Origin of the sequence: Cellulosimicrobium sp. MI9406 (assembly GCF_040595865.1) — a bacterium.
In the GTDB taxonomy this organism is placed as follows: Bacteria; Actinomycetota; Actinomycetes; order Actinomycetales; family Cellulomonadaceae; genus Cellulosimicrobium; species Cellulosimicrobium funkei.
This window is the reverse complement of sequence record NZ_JALIZI010000003.1, coordinates 22,781-38,340: the sequence shown is the minus strand read 5'-3', so window position 1 is coordinate 38,340 and position 15,560 is coordinate 22,781. Positions and strand designations below refer to the sequence as shown.

The following is a 15,560-nucleotide window of genomic DNA, read 5'->3' as shown; positions in this document are numbered from 1 at the left end:
CCAGCCTACGGGCCGTACCCTGGAGTCGTGCCTGTCGTCGTCTACTCCGTCCTGCGTCTGCTCCTCTTCGCGGTGGCGCTCGGCGCCCTCTGGTTCGCCGGCCTGCGCGGCTGGCTGCTCGTGCTCGTCGCGGCCGCCGTCGCGCTCATGCTGTCGTACCTGACGCTGAGCAAGCCCCGCGAGGCGGCCTCGCGCTACCTCGCCGCCCGGGCCGAGCACCGCGCCCGCACGGGCGAGCGGTTCTCCCGGGAGATCGAGGACGACGCGGCGGCCGAGGACGCGGCCGTCGACGGCGCCGCGGCTGCCGCCGGGTCCGCGGACCCCGCCGCAGCGGACGGGACGTCCCGCCCCGAGGCAGAGGCAGAGGCCGAGGCCGACGCGACCGGCCGCCCGGGAGCCTCCCCGGCGCGCTGACCGGGGACGCCGGAGCCGGTCCGGCCGATCCCGCCCGCCCCGAGCCCGCCCGCCCGAGCCCGCCGGCCCTGAGCGGGGCCGGCGCTCAGAGCGCCAGCCCGACTCCCAGCAGGACGCCGTAGCCGAGCTCGAAGAGGCCGGTGCCCGCGAGCACCGGGACGAGCAGCGGTCCGCGCGCACCCGCGACCACCGGGACGGTGAGGAGCGCGGCGGGCAGCAGGAGCACGAGCGTGCCGAGCGCCCACGGCGACGCGAACGCGCACACCACCGCCAGCAGGAGCGGCACCCAGATCATCGCGACGTAGGCGCGGCGCGCCCGGAAGTCGCCGAGCCGCACCGCGAGCGTGCGCTTGCCCGCGACGACGTCGGTCGGGATGTCGCGGATGTTGTTGACCATGAGGATCGCGCACGCGAGCAGCCCGACGGCGACCGCGCCGACCGCGGACGGCCACGTGACGACCCCGGCCTGCGTGTACGTGGTGCCGAGCGTCGCGACGAGGCCGAAGAACACGAACACCCCGACCTCGCCGAGGCCGCGGTAGCCGTAGGGGTTGCGCCCGCCCGTGTAGTACCAGGCGGCGAGGATCGCGACGGCGCCGACCGCCAGGAGCCACCAGTGGCCCGTGACCGCGCACAGGACGAGGCCCAGCACGCCCGCGACGCCGAACGCGGCGAACGCCGCGGCGCGCACCTGCCCGGGCCGCGCGAGCCCGGACGCGGTGAGCCGCAGCGGGCCGACGCGGTCGAGGTCGGTGCCGCGCACGCCGTCCGAGTAGTCGTTGGCGTAGTTCACGCCGACCTGGAGCGCGAGTGCGACCCCGAGGGCGAGCAGCGCGGGCCAGAACGCGAACCCGTCCACCTGGGCCGCGGCGCCGGAACCCACGATGACGGGCGTCGCGGCGGCAGGGAGGGTGCGCGGGCGTGCGCCCGCGACCCACTGGGTGGTGCTGGCCATGGTGCTCCGTCTCGGTCGTGCGTCTCGGGTCGTGCGGCTCGGTCGTGCCCGGGGTGGTCCGGCCGGCTCAGCCGGGCGGGGTGCGCCCGTGCCCGACGGCGATCCGGGCCACCGCGGCGCGGTCCACCTTGCCGGGCCCGCGCCGGGGGAGGTCCGGGACGACGAGCACGCGGCGGGGTGCGGCCGCCCGCTCCAGCCTATCCGCGACGCGGCCCCGCACGGCGGCGACGAGCTCGGGCGGGGCGCTCGTCGCGCCCCCGGCGCCCACCGTGCCCGCGGTGCCCACCGTGCCCGCGGTGCCCCCCGTGCCCGCCGTGCTCACGGTGCCCGACGTGCCCGCCGCGGCACCGTCGTCGCGCTGCGCGCCCGCCAGCGTGACGACCGCGACGACCTCCTGGCCCCACTCGGGGTGCGGCACCCCCACGACGCACGCCTCCCCGACGCCCGCGACCTCGCCGACCACGGCCTCGACCGCGGCCGGGGCGACGTTCACGCCGCCCGTGACGATCACGTCGTCCGCGCGGCCGAGGACGACGAGCACCGGCGCGTCCGCGGGGCCGTCGAGCCGCCCGAGGTCGCTCGTGCGGAACCAGCGCGTGCCGTCGTCGTCGGTGCGGAACGCGGCGGCGGTCGCGTCCGGCTCCCCGAGGTAGCCGTGCGCGAGGAACGGGCCGGAGAGCTCGACGACGCCCGCCCCCTCGCCCGCCTCCTCGCCCTCGGTGTCACCGGCCGGGACCAGCCGGACGCGCGCGCCCGGGAGGGGGACGCCGTCGTACACGCAGCCTCCGCACGTCTCCGTCATGCCGTACGTGGTGACGACGCGCGCCCCCGCGGACCGCGCGCGGCGCAGCAGCGCGGGCGGCGTCGCGGCGCCGCCGAGGAGCACGGCGTCGAGCGAGCGGAGCGCGTCGAGTCCCGCGGTGCCGTCGGCGGACCCGGCGTCGGCCGCCTCGACGAGGCGGTGGAGCTGGGTCGGGACGAGCGAGACGTACCGCCGCTCGCCGCGCGGGGCGCGCGCGACGAGCGCCGCGAACCCGCCGGGGGTGAAGGGCTCGCCCGCGGGCGCGACCGTGAGGCCCCGCCCCGCGGCGTGGGCCCGCGCGACGACCTGCACCCCCGCGACGTGCGTCGGGGGCAGCGTGAGGAGCCAGTGTCCCGGGCCGCCCAGCCGCTCGTGCGTCGCGGCGCCCGACGCGCGCAGGGCGTCGGCGCCGAGCAGCACCTCCCGGGGCGCGCCCGTCGAGCCCGACGTGCGCAGCACGAGCGCGGTGCCCGCGGGGACGTCGCCCGCGGCCGGTCCGGAGCCCGGGGGGCGGGGGAGCAGCGGGACGGGCGCGACGGGCGGGCCGTCGCCGTCGAGCGCGGCCCCGACCGCCGCGACGAGGGCGTCCAGATCGGCGGGGACGACGGCGCGGTTCACCGGATCAGCCTAGGTCGGGTCGTACCGTGGCCGAGGACACAGGTCCGTCGTGGTGCCGGCACGGGCAGGGGCCCCGGGCCGTCGGGAGGTCGAGGGTGACGAGGACGGGACGAGGAGTCCGGGGGAGCGCGCTCGCCGCGGTCGTGGTGGCGGCGGTGGTCGCGCTCGCCGGGTGCGCGGGCGAGCCGACGGCGCCGAGCACCACGACGGTCGAGCCGGACGCGTCGGGCACCAAGGGGGTGCCCCCGACACCGGACGTCCCCCTCGTGTGGCCGCTCACGGGCGTCGCGGCCGACGAGGTCGCGGACCGGCCGGCGCTCGCGGTGAAGATCGAGAACGCGCCCCAGGCGCGCCCGCAGACCGGGCTCGAGCAGGCGGACGTCGTGTGGGAGGAGGTGGTCGAGGGCGGCATCACGCGCTTCGTCGCCGTCTACCACTCGCAGGTACCCGAGAGCGTGGGCCCCGTCCGCTCGGTGCGGCCCATGGACCCGGCGATCGTCGCGCCGCTGCACGGCGTCCTCGCGTACACCGGCGGGCAGCAGCCGTTCATCGACGCCGTGGGTGCCGCGGGCGTCCAGTCGGTCGTCATGGACGAGGGCGACGACGGCTTCACGACCACGCGCGCGCGGCGCGCCCCGCACAACGTGTACGGCAGCCCCGACGCGTTCTGGGCCCAGGCCGACGACGACCGCACGTCCCCGCCGCCCGCGCAGCTCGTGTTCGCGCGCGAGCCCGGGACGGCGACCGCGACGGTCGCGGGCGCCGCGGCGACCCGGCTCGACGTGCGCCTCACGCACGCGAGCCGCGCGGTGTGGGAGTGGGACGGCGGCGAGGGCCGCTACGTGCGCAGCGAGGGCGACCGCCCGGCCGTCTCCGCGGACGAGGTGCGGCTGTCGGCGACGAACGTCGTGCTGCTCGCCGCGACGATGGTGGACACGCCGTTCAAGGACCCGGCAGGCGTGCCCGTCCCCGAGACGCAGCTCGTCGGGACGGGCGAGGGCGTCGTCGCGAGCGGCGGCAAGCAGGTCGCGGTGACGTGGTCCAAGGAGGGCGTCGAGGCCCCGCTCGTGCTCAGCGGCGCCGACGGCGCACCCGTCGAGCTCGAGCCGGGCGCGTCGTGGATCGAGCTCGTGCCGACGGGGTCCGGGAGCTGGACGGTGGGCTGACCCTCTGCCGTCGGGCGGACGGCGTCCTCCCCACGGCGTACGACCGCTCCGCCCCGAGGGGGACCGTCCGCCGCGCAGGTCGAGCCGCGGGGCCGACGCGCGGCAGGGGTCCCGGGCGGCACCGTGGAGTCATGGCAACCGTCGTCCCGCACCCCGTCCACCCGTCCCAGCCCCGCACCCCGTCGGAGGGCACCCCGCAGCGCCCGGCCCCGACGTCGCTCCCGCCGTCGTACGCGCCGCGCACGTCGCGCGACGACGAGCCGGGCGCCGCCCGCTCGGCCGTCCCGGTCGTCGTCTCTGTCGGGCTCCTGTTCGGCCTCGCCGTCGCGGCGGCGTTCGTCGGCCGCGGCCTCCTCGAGATGCTGACGAGCCTCGTCGGCGGCTCCTGAGCCGCGGCCTTCAGAACGCGTAGCCGAAGCGTCCCCAGTCCGGGTCGCGCCGCTCGAGGAACGCGTCGCGCCCCTCGACGGCCTCGTCCGTCATGTACGCCAGCCGCGTCGCCTCGCCCGCGAAGACCTGCTGCCCCATGAGCCCGTCGTCCGCGAGGTTGAACGCGAACTTCAGCATCCGGATCGCCTGCGGCGACTTCGTCGCGATCACGCGCGCGTACTCGATCGCGAGCGCCTCCAGGTCCGCGTGGTCCGCGACCTCGTTGACCGCGCCCCACTCGTACGCGTCCTGCGCGGAGTACTCCCGCGCGAGGAAGAAGATCTCCCGCGCGCGCTTCTGGCCCACCTGCCGTGCGAGGTACGCCGAGCCGTAGCCCCCGTCGAACGACCCGACGTTCGCGTCGGTCTGCTTGAACCGCGCGTGCTCGCGGCTCGCGATCGACAGGTCCGCGACGACGTGCAGCGAGTGCCCGCCGCCCGCGGCCCAGCCGTTGACGACCGCGACCACGACCTTCGGCATCGTCCGGATGAGGCGCTGCACCTCGAGGATGTGCAGGCGCCCCGCGCGGCCCGGGTCGACGGCGTCGCGCGTGTGCACGTCCCCGCCGCCGTCGGGCGCGGTCGTGTACTGGTAGCCGGAGCGCCCGCGGATGCGCTGGTCGCCGCCCGAGCAGAACGCCCACCCGCCGTCCTTGGGCGAGGGCCCGTTGCCGGTGAGGAGCACGGTCCCGACGTCGGACGTCATGCGCGCGTGGTCGAGGACGCGGTACAGCTCGTCCACGGTGTGGGGCCGGAACGCGTTGCGCACCTCGGGCCGGTCGAACGCGACGCGGACCACGGGCAGGTCCCGCACGACGGCGCCGTCGGCGTCGCGCTCGACGCCGCGGTGGTAGGTGAGGTCGGTGAGCGCCTCGAAGCCGTCGACCTCGCGCCAGGCGCGGGGGTCGAACGTCTCGGAGACCTGGCGGGGGAGCGCGTGCTCCCGGCGCGCGGGGGCGCGGCTCGCGTCGTCGGGCACGGCGGGGGTGGGGTCGGTGCTGCTCACGCCCGCCACGGTAGCCGGTGCGCGAGCGGGCGGCGTGCGCGCGCCGGGGCGAGGCCGAGCACGAGGCCCGCCCCGACGATGAGCGTCCCGACGACCGACCGCGCGGTCGGCTCCTCGAACCCGAGCACGACCGACGCGACGAGCGCCGCCACGGGCAGCAGGCCCGCGAACAGCCCGGCGCGCGCGGGCCCGATCGCCGCGAGCCCGGAGTACCAGAGGAGGAACGCGACGGCCGTGACGACGACGGCGAGGTACGCGAGCGCGGCGAGCTCGGCGCCGTCGGGCACCGCCAGGAACGGGCTCCCCGACACCTGCTGCCGGACGAGCCCGAGCACGGCGAGCTGCGGCACGGCGAGGACGCACGCGTAGGCGGACACGCGCAGCGCGCCGAGCGTCGGCAGGAGGGGGACGGCGAGGAGCGAGAAGCACACCTCGCACGCGAGCGCGCCGAGCGCGAGCGCGACGCCGACGGGGTCGCCCGCGCCGCCGCCCTCGACGACCACGACCCCGGCGGTCACCACGACGGCGGCCGCGAGGGTGCGGACCGCGAGCCGTCGGGCCCGCAGCGCCCCCGCGGCCGCGAGGACGACGGGCGAGGCGCCCACGACGGCCCCGACGAGCGACGGGTCGGCGCGGCCCGCGCTCTCGACGACGAGGACGCTGAAGCCGACGAGCCCCGTGGCCGCGAGCGCGGTCAGGCGCCCGAGCGCGCGGGGCGAGGGCAGCACCCAGGGGACCCGGCGCACGGCGAGGACGGCGAGCAGGACGAGCGCGGCGACGGCGTAGCGCGCGGCCTGGCCGCCCAGCACCGGGAACCCGGCGAGGGCCGCGGACGCGACGAACGACGAGCCGACGATCGCCATGCCCGCGGCGCAGCGCAGGTCGCCGGTCCGCAGGCTGCCGGGACGCTCGGGTGCGGGTGTCATGCCTCGACGGTAGGAGCGTCGTGGACCAGGGTGCAGGGCCAGGTCGTGCCTGGTTCACTGGGCCAGATGACGACCCGGCTCGCGCCCGAGGCCCTCCTGCTCGTGCTCGGCCCGCGCCCCGCGCGCGACGTCGGCCGCTGGTTGCAGGACGGCCTGCGCGCGGCCGTCGTCGAGGGGCGGGTCGCGGCGGGCACGGTCCTGCCGTCGGGCCGGGACGCCGCCGTCGCGCTCGGGCTCTCGCGCGGCACGGTGACGACGGCGGTCGACGTGCTCGTGGGCGAGGGGCTGCTCGTGTCCCGGCCGCGGTCGGGCGTCGTCGTCGCGGCGCTCCCCGCGGCGCCGTCCCTCCGAGGGGCACCGCCCGCGCGGGGCCCGGGGGCCGGGAGCACCGGGTACGGCACGGCGGGCCCCCGGCCCGTGAGCGTCGGGACCCCGGACCCGGCGCTGTTCCCCCGGGCGGCGTGGGCGCGCGCGGTCCGCGACGGCGTCCGCGGGCTCGCGGACGCCGACCTCGGCTACCCGGACCCCCAGGGCCTGCCCGCGCTGCGTGAGGCGCTCGCGGAGCACCTGCGACGCAGCCGCGGCGCGCACGTGACCGCGCGCGACGTCGTCGTGGTGAGCGGCGTCGCCCAGGCGCTCGCGCTGCTCGCGCGGCTGCTCGCCGCGGGCCGGGTGGCGCCCGGGCCGGGGCCACGGCCAGGGACAGGGACAGGGCCCGTCACGGTCGCCGTCGAGGACCCGTCGTCGCGGGGCGCGCTCGAGCTCCTGCGCGACGCGGGGACCCGGCCCGCGGGCGTGCCCGTCGACGCCGACGGGCTGCGGACCGACCTGCTCCCCGAGGACGCGCGCGCCGCGCTCGTGACGCCCGCGCACCAGTTCCCGCTCGGCGTCGTGCTCGCCCCGGCGCGCCGTCGTGCGCTGCTCGCGTGGGCCGCCGCGGGGGACCGCCTCGTGCTCGAGGACGACTACGACGCCGAGCTGCGCTACGACCGTCGGCCCGTGGCATCGGTGCAGCCCCTGGACCCCGAGCGGGTCGTGCTCCTCGGCTCCGTCTCCAAGCTCTTGTCGCCCGCGCTGCGGCTCGGCTGGGTCGTCGCGCCGCCGCGCGTCGTCGGGCCGCTCGTCGAGGCCAAGCGTCACGCCGACCTCGGTACGTCCGTCCCGGAGCAGGCGGCGCTCGCGGCGCTCCTCGGCTCCGGCGCGTACCAGCGGCACCTGCGCCGGGCCCGGGTCGTCTACCAGCGGCGGCGCCGCGCGCTGCTCGCCGCGCTCGGCGAGGCCCTGCCCGGCGTCACGGTCGGGGGCGTCGCGGCGGGTCTCCACCTCGTCGTCCCGCTCCCCGGCCCGGCGGCCGAGGACGCGGCGGTCGACGGGCTGCGCGCGGCCGGCGTCCCCGTGGAGCCCCTGAGCGGGACGGGCGTCGAGCGCGTCGAGCCGACCGAGCACGGCGTGGTCGTCGGCACGGCGCGCGTGCGCGAGCCCGACGTCGCGCGGGTCGTCGACGCGCTGCGGGCGGCGGGCGCGGGACGCCCGCCGGCCTGACGAGCGCGCGGCCGGTGCCCTACGGTGTGCGGGTGGGGACGACGCCGACCGAGACCGCCGACCGACGACCCGCACCGCGGCGCCAGGCGCGCGGTGTCGCGCGCCGGGACGCGATCGTCCGCGCCGCCGCGGACCTCATCCTCCAGGACGGCCCCGCGGCGGTGACCCACCGCGCCGTCGCGACGCGCGCCGACGTCCCGCTCGCCGCCACCACCTACTACTTCACCGGCCTCGACGACCTCATGGGGGCGGCCGGCGAGCTCATCGTCACCGGGTGGGCGGAGCACGCGCACGGCGCCGCCGAGCGCGCGGCACAGGGCGGGGACCGGGCTCGGGAGGACGCGCGCGTCCTCGTGGACGCCGTCCTGCCGCCCGGCGGGGAGAGCGAGCTGCGGGGCTTCTACGAGCACCTCGTCGGCGCCGGCCGCTACCCGGCGCTCGCCCGGGCCTACGGGATGGGTCGGCAGGGTCTGGACGACGCCGTCGCGCAGCTCCTCGCCGTGCGGGGCCTCGGCCACGTCGCGGCGTCGCTCCTCGTCGCGGTCGTCGACGGCGCCGCCGTGAGCGCGCTGAGCGAGGGCCGTGACGCGCGCGCGCTCGCGGTCCGCCTCGTCGGCGAGCTCGTGGCACCCGGACCGCGCTGAGTCCGCGCCGCCGCCGGGTAGCCTCGCGGCCCATGACCCGACGCCCGTCCACCGCCCGACCCGCCCTGCGCGACCGCCTCGTCCCCGAGACCACCCGGACCCTCGTCTCGACCGTCGTCGCGCTCGTGACCGGTCCGGTCGTCGTGCTCCTCGCGGAGGGCCCGCTCGGCCTCGACGACCGGACGGTCCCCGTGGCGGCGGGCCTCCTCGTGTGGGTCGTGCTCGCCGGGCTCTCCTGCACGCTGACGTGCGTCGCGTTCGCCGGGCGCCGCGGCCCCGAGCTCGAGCGGGCCCTGCTGCGAGCGCACCCCGACGGGCGCGGCCGCGTCCGCACGCTGCTCCTCGGCGGAGGGTCGACCGCGTGGTCCGTCCAGTTCGCGGTCATGGCGCTGCTCGTCGGGTTCGCCCTGGCCCAGGGCGTCGCGTGGGCCGCGGCCCCCGCGCTGACCGTGCTCGGCGTCGCGGTCATCGTCGTGTCGTGGGTCGCGGTGCTCGTGTCCCACACCGTGCACTACGCCCGCCGCGACGTCGCGGCCGGCGACGGCCTCGGGTTCGCGTTCCCCGGCGAGGGACCGCGCGCCTACGCCGACTACGTGTACCTCGCAGCGGGCGTGAGCACGACCTTCTCGACCGCCGACGTCACGGTGCTCGACTCCGTCACGCGCCGGATGGTCACGACCCACGCCGTCGTCGCGTTCGCGTTCAACGCCGTGATCGTCGCGCTCGTCGTCGTGGTGCTCGTCAACGCGTGAGGGCCGCGCGCCGCGGCCGTGCCCGCGTCGGTGCCGCGGGCCGACGACGACGCGTGGCATAGCCTGGGCGCGTGCCCGACTCCCGCGCCGTCGTCTACCGCACCCGACTCACCACCCGGTTCCGCGGGCTCGACGCGCGCGACGGCGTCCTCCTGCGCGGAGACGCCGGCTGGGGCGAGTTCTCGCCCTTCTGGGACTACGACGACGCCGAGTCCGCCTCCTGGCTGCGCGCCGCGCGCGAGGCGGCCGACGACGGCTGGCCCGCCCCCGTCCGCGACCGGGTCCCCGTGAACGTCACCGTCCCCGCGGTCGGGCCCGACCGCGCCCGGGAGCTCGTCGCCGCGTCCGGCGGGTGCCGCACCGCCAAGGTCAAGGTCGCGCAGCGCGGGCCCGACGGCACGCTCGAACCCCTCGACGCCGAGGTCGCGCGCCTCGAGGCCGTGCGCGACGCGCTCGGCCCGGGCGGTCGGGTGCGCGTCGACGCGAACGGCGCCTGGGACCCCGAGGAGGCGCTGCGCCGCCTCCCGCACCTCGACCGCGCGGCGGGCGGCCTCGAGTACGTCGAGCAGCCGTGCCCCGACGTGGCCGGTCTCGCGGCCGTGCGGCGCGGCCAGCGCGGCGACACCGCCGTGCCCGTCGCCGCGGACGAGTCGATCCGGCGCGCCGAGGACCCGCTCGCCGTCGTGCGCGCGGACGCGGCCGACGTCGTGGTGCTCAAGGTGCAGCCGCTCGGCGGCGTGCGCGCGTGCCTCGACCTCGCCGAGCAGGTGCGGCTGCCCGTCGTCGTGTCGTCGGCGCTCGAGTCGTCGGTCGGCATCGCCGCGGGCGTCGCGCTCGCCGCCGCGCTCCCCGCGCTGCCGTACGCGTGCGGCCTCGCGACCGTGAACCTGTTCGCCGCCGACGTCGTGGCCGCGCCGCTCGTGCCCGTCGACGGGGCCCTGCCCGTGGCCCGCCCCGCGCCGAGCGCGGAGGCGCTCGCGGCGACCGCGCCCGACCCGGGCACCGACCGGCGGTGGCGCGCGCGGCTCGACCGCGTCGCCGGCCTCGTGGCCGCCGGGGGCGTGCGATGAGCGCCGCCCCCGACCCGCTGCTGGACGGCCTGGACGCCCAGCCGCCCGCCGTGCGCAGCGCGTTCGCGCTCGTGCACCGCCTCGCGCTCGAGGGCGTCGCGGACGTCGTGCTCGCCCCCGGGTCGCGCAGCGCTCCGCTCGCGTACGCGCTCGCGGCGGCGGCCGAGCTCGGCCACCTCACGCTGCACGTGCGCGTCGACGAGCGCGCGGCCGGGTTCCTCGCCGTCGGGCTCTCGCGCGGCGCGGGGCCGCTCGTGCGCGGCGGCGTCGCGCTGCCCCGGCCCGTCGCGGTCGTCACGACGTCGGGGACGGCCGTCGCGAACCTGCACCCCGCGGTGCTCGAGGCGCACCACACGGGCGTCCCGCTCGTGCTGCTCACCGCCGACCGGCCGCATGAGCTGCGCGGCACGGGCGCGAACCAGACGACCCACCAGGCCGGGATCTTCGGCCTCGCGACGCGGTTCGCCGCGGACGTCCCGGCGCCCGACGGCCGCCCGGGCGAGGTCCGCGACCTCCTCGCCGTCGCGGCGCGCGCGCTCGCCGAGGCCGTGGGTGCACGCTCGGGGCACCCCGGCCCGGTGCACCTCGACCTCGCGTACCGCGAGCCGCTCGTGCCCGTCGGCCTGCCCGGCGCTCCTCCCGACGCTGCGCTCGGTGGGCCCGCCGCGCCCACCGCGCTCGCCGCCCCCGACCCGGACCTCCCCGGTGTCCGCCCGGTCGTCGTCGTGCCGGCCGCCCCCGCGGCCGTGCCGAACATCGTCGCGCCGGGTGACGTCACGGAGCCGCTCGGCACGCCGGTCGCCCCCGTCGCGCTGCCGGTGCCCGGCGAGCGGACGGTCGTCGTCGCGGGCGACGGCGCAGGTCCCGTCGCGCGCGACCTCGCCGAGGCGCGCGGCTGGCCGCTGCTCGCCGAGCCGTCGTCCGGGGCGGCGGGCGGTCCGCGTCTCGTCGTCGCGCACCCGCTCGTGCTCGGGGTCGACGCGCTCGTGGACGACGTGGAGCACGTCGTCGTGCTGGGGCGGCCCACGCTCTCGCGGCCGGTGCAGCGGCTCCTCGGGCGCGGGGACGTCGCGGTGACCGTCGTGGCTCCGGGCTCGCGCCCCTGGCCCGACGCCGCGCGCAACGCCTCGACGGTGCTCCCCGTGGTGCCCGCGGGGTGGCTCGAGCCGGCGTCCGCCACGGGCTGGGCCGAGCGCTGGCAGGCGGCGTCGGCCGCGGCGGCGGCCGTCGTCGGGGCGGCGACCGACGGGGCCCGGACCGACGGGCCGAGCGTCGCGCGCGCGGTCGCCGCGGCGGGCGGCCCGGACGACCTGCTCGTGATCGGCTCGTCGAGCCCGGTACGCGACCTGGGCCTCGTGCTCGGCCTCGACGGGCCCGGCCCGCGCGTGCTCGCCAACCGCGGCCTCGCGGGCATCGACGGCACCGTGTCGACGGCGCTCGGCGCGGCCCTCGCGACGGGCCGCGGCCACCGGCGCACCCGCGCGCTGCTCGGCGACCTCACCTTCCTCCACGACGTCGGCGGGCTGCTGCGCGGACCGGACGAGCCGCACGCGGACCTCCAGCTCGTCGTCGTGAACGACGACGGCGGCGCGATCTTCGCGGGGCTCGAGCCCGGGGCGCTGGGGGAGTCGTCCGAGGGCGCGCGCCGCACGTTCGAGCGCGTCTTCGCGACGCCGCACGGCGCGCACCTCGCGCCGCTGTGCGCCGGGTACGGGGTGGACCACCAGCTCGTCCGGGACGTCCCCTCGCTGCGGCACGCGCTCGCGGCACCGAGCCACGGCGTGCAGGTCCTCGAGGTGCGTGTCGGGCGCGCGGAGCGCCGTCGCGAGAGCCTGGTCCTGGCGGACGACGTCCGGGCGGCGGTGCGCGCGTCGCTGTCCTCGGGCGGCTGAGGGGCGCGGAAAAACTCGCAGCAGACTCCCAGGTTCGTTCAAGCGTCGTTCAAGCGCGGCGGTGTGAAGTAGTGGGCAGAAGAAGGAGGCCCACCATGACGAACACCCCGGGCACCGAGCCCACCCCCGTCCCGACGCCCGACGCCACGCAGCCGCTGCCGGCCGCGACCGCGGGCGAGCAGGCACCGGCCCAGCCGTCGGCGCACCCGACCGGCCACCCGACGCAGCCGCTCCCGCCGCACCCCGTGCAGCACCTCACGACGCCGCAGCCCGCCCCGACGGGCCACGCCACCGCACCCGCGGGGCACACGCCCACCGCTGCGCCGGCGAACCCGTACGCGCGACCCGCGCAGGGCGCGCCCGCCCCCGGCGCGCACACGCCGTCCGGCAGCTTCGGCCCGCCGCCCGCACCGCCGGCCCCGGCCGCCGCCGGGGAGAGCGGCGCCCCGCAGCGCCGCCGCACCTGGGTGCCGGTCGTCAGCGCCGCGGCCGCCGCGGCGCTCCTCGCGAGCGTCGGCACCGCCGGCCTCACCGGCGCGTTCGGCGCCGACCAGGACTCCGCGTCGCTCGCCGACGTCGGCCAGCAGCACGAGACGTCGGCCGCGCCCGTCGCCGACTCGTCGTCGCAGAACCCCGACTGGGAGGCCGTGACCAAGGCCGTCGCGCCGTCGGTCGTGGCGATCCAGGTCCAGACCCCGCAGGGCGGGGCCGAGGGCTCCGGCGTCATCATCGACGACAAGGGCCACGTGGTGACGAACAACCACGTGGTGTCCGGCGCCGAGAACGACACGGTCCAGGTCACGCTCAGCGACGGCCGCCTGTTCGACGCGAAGATCGTCGGGCTCGACCCGGCGACGGACCTCGCCGTCGTGCAGCTCGTCGACGCCCCCGACGACCTCCAGCCCGCGACGCTCGGCGACTCCGACGACGTGACCGTCGGCGAGTCGGTCCTCGCGGTCGGCAACCCGCTCGGCCTCGCGAACACGGCCACGACCGGCATCGTCTCGGCCGTCGACCGCCCGGTGTCCGCGTCCGGCGAGGGCGGCGGCACGTCCGTCGTCACCAACGCGATCCAGATCGACGCCGCGATCAACCCGGGCAACTCCGGCGGCCCGCTGTTCGACGCGCAGGGCCGGGTCATCGGCATCACGTCGTCGATCGCGACGCTGTCGAGCGGCGGTGGCCAGTCCGGCTCGATCGGCCTCGGGTTCGCCATCCCGGTGAACCTCGCCAAGACGATCGGTCAGCAGCTCGTCGACAACGGGACCGCGGAGCACGCGTTCCTCGGCGTGACGCTCGCCGACGCGACCGCGACGGCCGACGGCGTCACGCGCCGCGGCGCCGAGGTCCAGGAGGTCACCGACGGCTCGCCGGCCGCCGACGCGGGCATCCGCTCGGGCGACGTGATCGTCGCCATCGACGGCCACCCGGTCGGCGGGGCGGAGTCGCTCACCGCGTTCGTGCGCGAGCGCGCCGCGGGCGCCGAGTCGAAGCTCACCGTCGTCCGCGACGGCAAGACGCTCGAGCTCGACGTCACCCTCGCGACGCGCCCGGCGGACGACGAGACCACCGGCCAGGGGTCGCAGGACGGCCAGGGGCAGACGCCGGGCCAGGACGGCCAGGGGCAGCTCCCCGGCCAGGGCGACCAGGGCGGCCAGCAGGGCGACCAGGGTCAGCAGGGCGACCCGACCGACCCGGGCAACGTCCCGAACCCGTTCGACTGGTTCTTCGGCGGCCAGGGCTGAGCTGGCGCCGCACCCCGTCCCGCCACCTCCTCTGACCGTGGCGGGACGGTGGGCCGTCGGGGACGTCCCCGCCCCGGCGGCCCACCGCACCGAGCGGCCGGCACGGATCTCCGTGCCGGCCGCTCGTCGTCGTCCTGGGGCGTTGCCGTGCGGTGCCGGTCGTGCGGGACCGGCGCGTCAGGCGCCGAGCGCGTAGCGCATCGGCTCGAGCTTCGCCTCGGACTCGGCGACCTCGGCCGCCGGGTCGGACGCCGCGACGATCCCGCACCCGGCGAAGAGCCGCACGGAGCGGGGGTCGGTGCCCGACAGCTCGGCCGAGCGCAGCGCGATGCCCCACTCGCCGTCGCCGTCGGCGCCCAGCCACCCGACGGGCCCGGCGTACCGGCCGCGGTCCATGCCCTCGATCTCGCGGATGAGGTCGCGCGCGACGACCGTCGGCGTGCCGCACACCGCCGCGGACGGGTGCAGCGCGGCCGCGAGCGCCAGGCTCGTCGGCCCGGCCCCAGCGCCGCCCGACGCCCCGGGCGTGCTCGCACCGCGGGCGAGGACGGCCGTCACGTCGGACGCGAGGTGCATGACGTTCGGCAGGTGCAGCACGAACGGCGAGTCGGGGACGTTCATGGACGAGCAGAAGGGGGCGAGCGCCTGCGCGACGGACCGGACGGCGTACTCGTGCTCCTCCAGGTCCTTCGACGACCGCGCGAGCTGCGCGGCTCGCAGGAGCGCCTCGTCGTCGGACAGGCCGCCGCGCCGGATCGTGCCGGCGAGCACGCGGGACGTCACGAGGCCCTTCTCGCTGCGGACGAGCAGCTCGGGGGTCGCGCCGACGAGCCCGTCGACCGAGAACGTCCAGCACGCCTCGTAGGCGGAGGCGAGGCGCGCGAGCAGCCAGCGCGGGTCCACGGGCTCGCTCGTGTGGGCGACGACGTCGCGCGCGAGCACCACCTTCTCCAGCGCGCCTGAGCGGATGCGCTCGACGCCCTCCGCGACGACGGCGGCCCAGTCGTCGGCACCGAGTGCGCCGTCGTGCCAGGCCACGTCGCCCGGCGCGCGCACGGGCTCCCGGGGCGTGCGGCGCAGGGCGTCCGTGGGGGAGGAGGACAGCGAGCCGGCGGTGTCGACCGTCGTGAGCCACGCGTGCCCGTCACGTCGCCCGACGACGACGCGCGGCACGACGAGGACCCCGCCGGCCCGCACCGGGTCGTGCGCGTCGTCGCCCGGCGCGGAGTCGTCGAACGCGAACGAGCCGAACGCGACGGGGCCCGTGCCGGGCAGGCCCACCTCGTCGCGCACGACCGCGCGCGCGAGCGTCTCGTGCCACGCGGCCTCGGCGTCGGCGAACCGGCCGGGGCCCCACGTCTCGAGCCGCAGCGCCTCGCCCCAGCCGACGATCCCGTCGCCGCGGCGCACCCACGCGAGGGGCCGCGTGTCCGGCAGGAGGTCGACGAGGGCGTCGAGGCCGCCGGGCAGGTCGGGGATCCGGGTGGTCCTCACGACCAGCGGGTGGGGCTGTGCGGCCGTGGCCGACGGTTCTGCGCTCATCGCCTCCCAGCGTAAGCCGCGGCGGTGCGACCGCGGGCGCGGGGACGTGGAAGCATGG

14 protein-coding genes are annotated in these 15,560 nt (G+C 78.4%); 9 read left to right on the top strand and 5 right to left on the bottom strand.

All coding sequences use genetic code 11. The features are described 5' to 3' along the window. Positions 1-27 precede the first annotated feature (27 nt). A complete protein-coding gene (locus tag MT994_RS05850; RefSeq protein ID WP_144721723.1) occupies positions 28-414 on the top strand; it encodes a DUF4229 domain-containing protein in 387 nt (128 codons plus the stop codon). 85 nt (positions 415-499) lie between these two features. Here the strand turns inward: MT994_RS05850 and MT994_RS05845 are convergent, their stop codons facing one another. Both MT994_RS05845 and MT994_RS05840 read right to left on the bottom strand, forming a co-directional pair. After that, positions 500-1,369 (bottom strand): 1,4-dihydroxy-2-naphthoate polyprenyltransferase, encoded by an 870-nt coding sequence (locus MT994_RS05845; RefSeq protein ID WP_194229317.1) that lies wholly within the window; start codon positions 1,367-1,369, stop codon positions 500-502. A 67-nt stretch (positions 1,370-1,436) separates the two neighbouring features. Beyond that, positions 1,437-2,789 carry an AMP-binding protein gene (locus tag MT994_RS05840; protein WP_354805509.1) on the bottom strand — a complete coding sequence of 451 codons (1,353 nt, stop codon included), beginning with the start codon at positions 2,787-2,789 and terminating at the stop codon, positions 1,437-1,439. A gap of 95 nt (positions 2,790-2,884) precedes the next feature. Here MT994_RS05840 and MT994_RS05835 point away from each other — a divergent pair, with 95 nt between their 5' ends. Together MT994_RS05835 and MT994_RS05830 are read left to right on the top strand one after the other, a co-directional pair. After that, positions 2,885-3,955, top strand: coding sequence for a DUF3048 domain-containing protein (locus tag MT994_RS05835; protein WP_354805507.1), 1,071 nt, complete (start codon positions 2,885-2,887; stop codon positions 3,953-3,955). Positions 3,956-4,086: 131 nt separating this feature from the next. Beyond that, positions 4,087-4,344: a hypothetical protein gene (locus MT994_RS05830; RefSeq protein ID WP_034655574.1), complete on the top strand. Its 258-nt coding sequence runs from the start codon at positions 4,087-4,089 to the stop codon at positions 4,342-4,344. A gap of 10 nt (positions 4,345-4,354) precedes the next feature. Here MT994_RS05830 and MT994_RS05825 read toward each other — a convergent pair whose 3' ends face one another. Continuing rightward, positions 4,355-5,362, bottom strand: coding sequence for a 1,4-dihydroxy-2-naphthoyl-CoA synthase (locus tag MT994_RS05825; protein ID WP_137281597.1), 1,008 nt, complete (start codon positions 5,360-5,362; stop codon positions 4,355-4,357). Between the two features lie 23 nt (positions 5,363-5,385). Further along, entirely contained in the window at positions 5,386-6,315 is a 930-nt protein-coding gene (locus tag MT994_RS05820; RefSeq protein WP_354805505.1) for a DMT family transporter, read from the bottom strand. Positions 6,316-6,381: 66 nt separating this feature from the next. On the opposite strand from MT994_RS05820, the gene MT994_RS05815 reads away from it, so the two are divergent. The 6 genes from MT994_RS05815 (at position 6,382) to MT994_RS05790 (ending at position 13,960) form a co-directional block, all read left to right on the top strand. After that, positions 6,382-7,857: a PLP-dependent aminotransferase family protein gene (locus MT994_RS05815; protein WP_354805504.1), complete on the top strand. Its 1,476-nt coding sequence runs from the start codon at positions 6,382-6,384 to the stop codon at positions 7,855-7,857. Positions 7,858-7,889: 32 nt separating this feature from the next. Beyond that, entirely contained in the window at positions 7,890-8,501 is a 612-nt protein-coding gene (locus MT994_RS05810) for a hypothetical protein (protein ID WP_354805503.1), read from the top strand. Positions 8,502-8,533: 32 nt separating this feature from the next. Next, positions 8,534-9,253, top strand: coding sequence for a DUF1345 domain-containing protein (locus MT994_RS05805; RefSeq protein ID WP_051028631.1), 720 nt, complete (start codon positions 8,534-8,536; stop codon positions 9,251-9,253). Between the two features lie 71 nt (positions 9,254-9,324). Then, positions 9,325-10,323: an o-succinylbenzoate synthase gene (locus tag MT994_RS05800; protein WP_354805502.1), complete on the top strand. Its 999-nt coding sequence runs from the start codon at positions 9,325-9,327 to the stop codon at positions 10,321-10,323. Beyond that, the gene (menD, locus tag MT994_RS05795; protein WP_354805500.1) at positions 10,320-12,215 is read left to right on the top strand and encodes a 2-succinyl-5-enolpyruvyl-6-hydroxy-3-cyclohexene-1-carboxylic-acid synthase; all 1,896 of its coding nucleotides are present in this window, start codon (positions 10,320-10,322) and stop codon (positions 12,213-12,215) included. The genes MT994_RS05800 and menD overlap by 4 nt, the downstream gene beginning before the upstream one ends. Before the next feature lie 95 nt (positions 12,216-12,310). Next, positions 12,311-13,960, top strand: coding sequence for a trypsin-like peptidase domain-containing protein (locus tag MT994_RS05790; protein WP_354805498.1), 1,650 nt, complete (start codon positions 12,311-12,313; stop codon positions 13,958-13,960). 177 nt (positions 13,961-14,137) lie between these two features. Here the strand turns inward: MT994_RS05790 and MT994_RS05785 are convergent, their stop codons facing one another. Beyond that, complete coding sequence (locus MT994_RS05785; protein ID WP_354805497.1) at positions 14,138-15,502, bottom strand: isochorismate synthase; 1,365 nt, start codon at positions 15,500-15,502, stop codon at positions 14,138-14,140. Positions 15,503-15,560 lie beyond the last annotated feature (58 nt).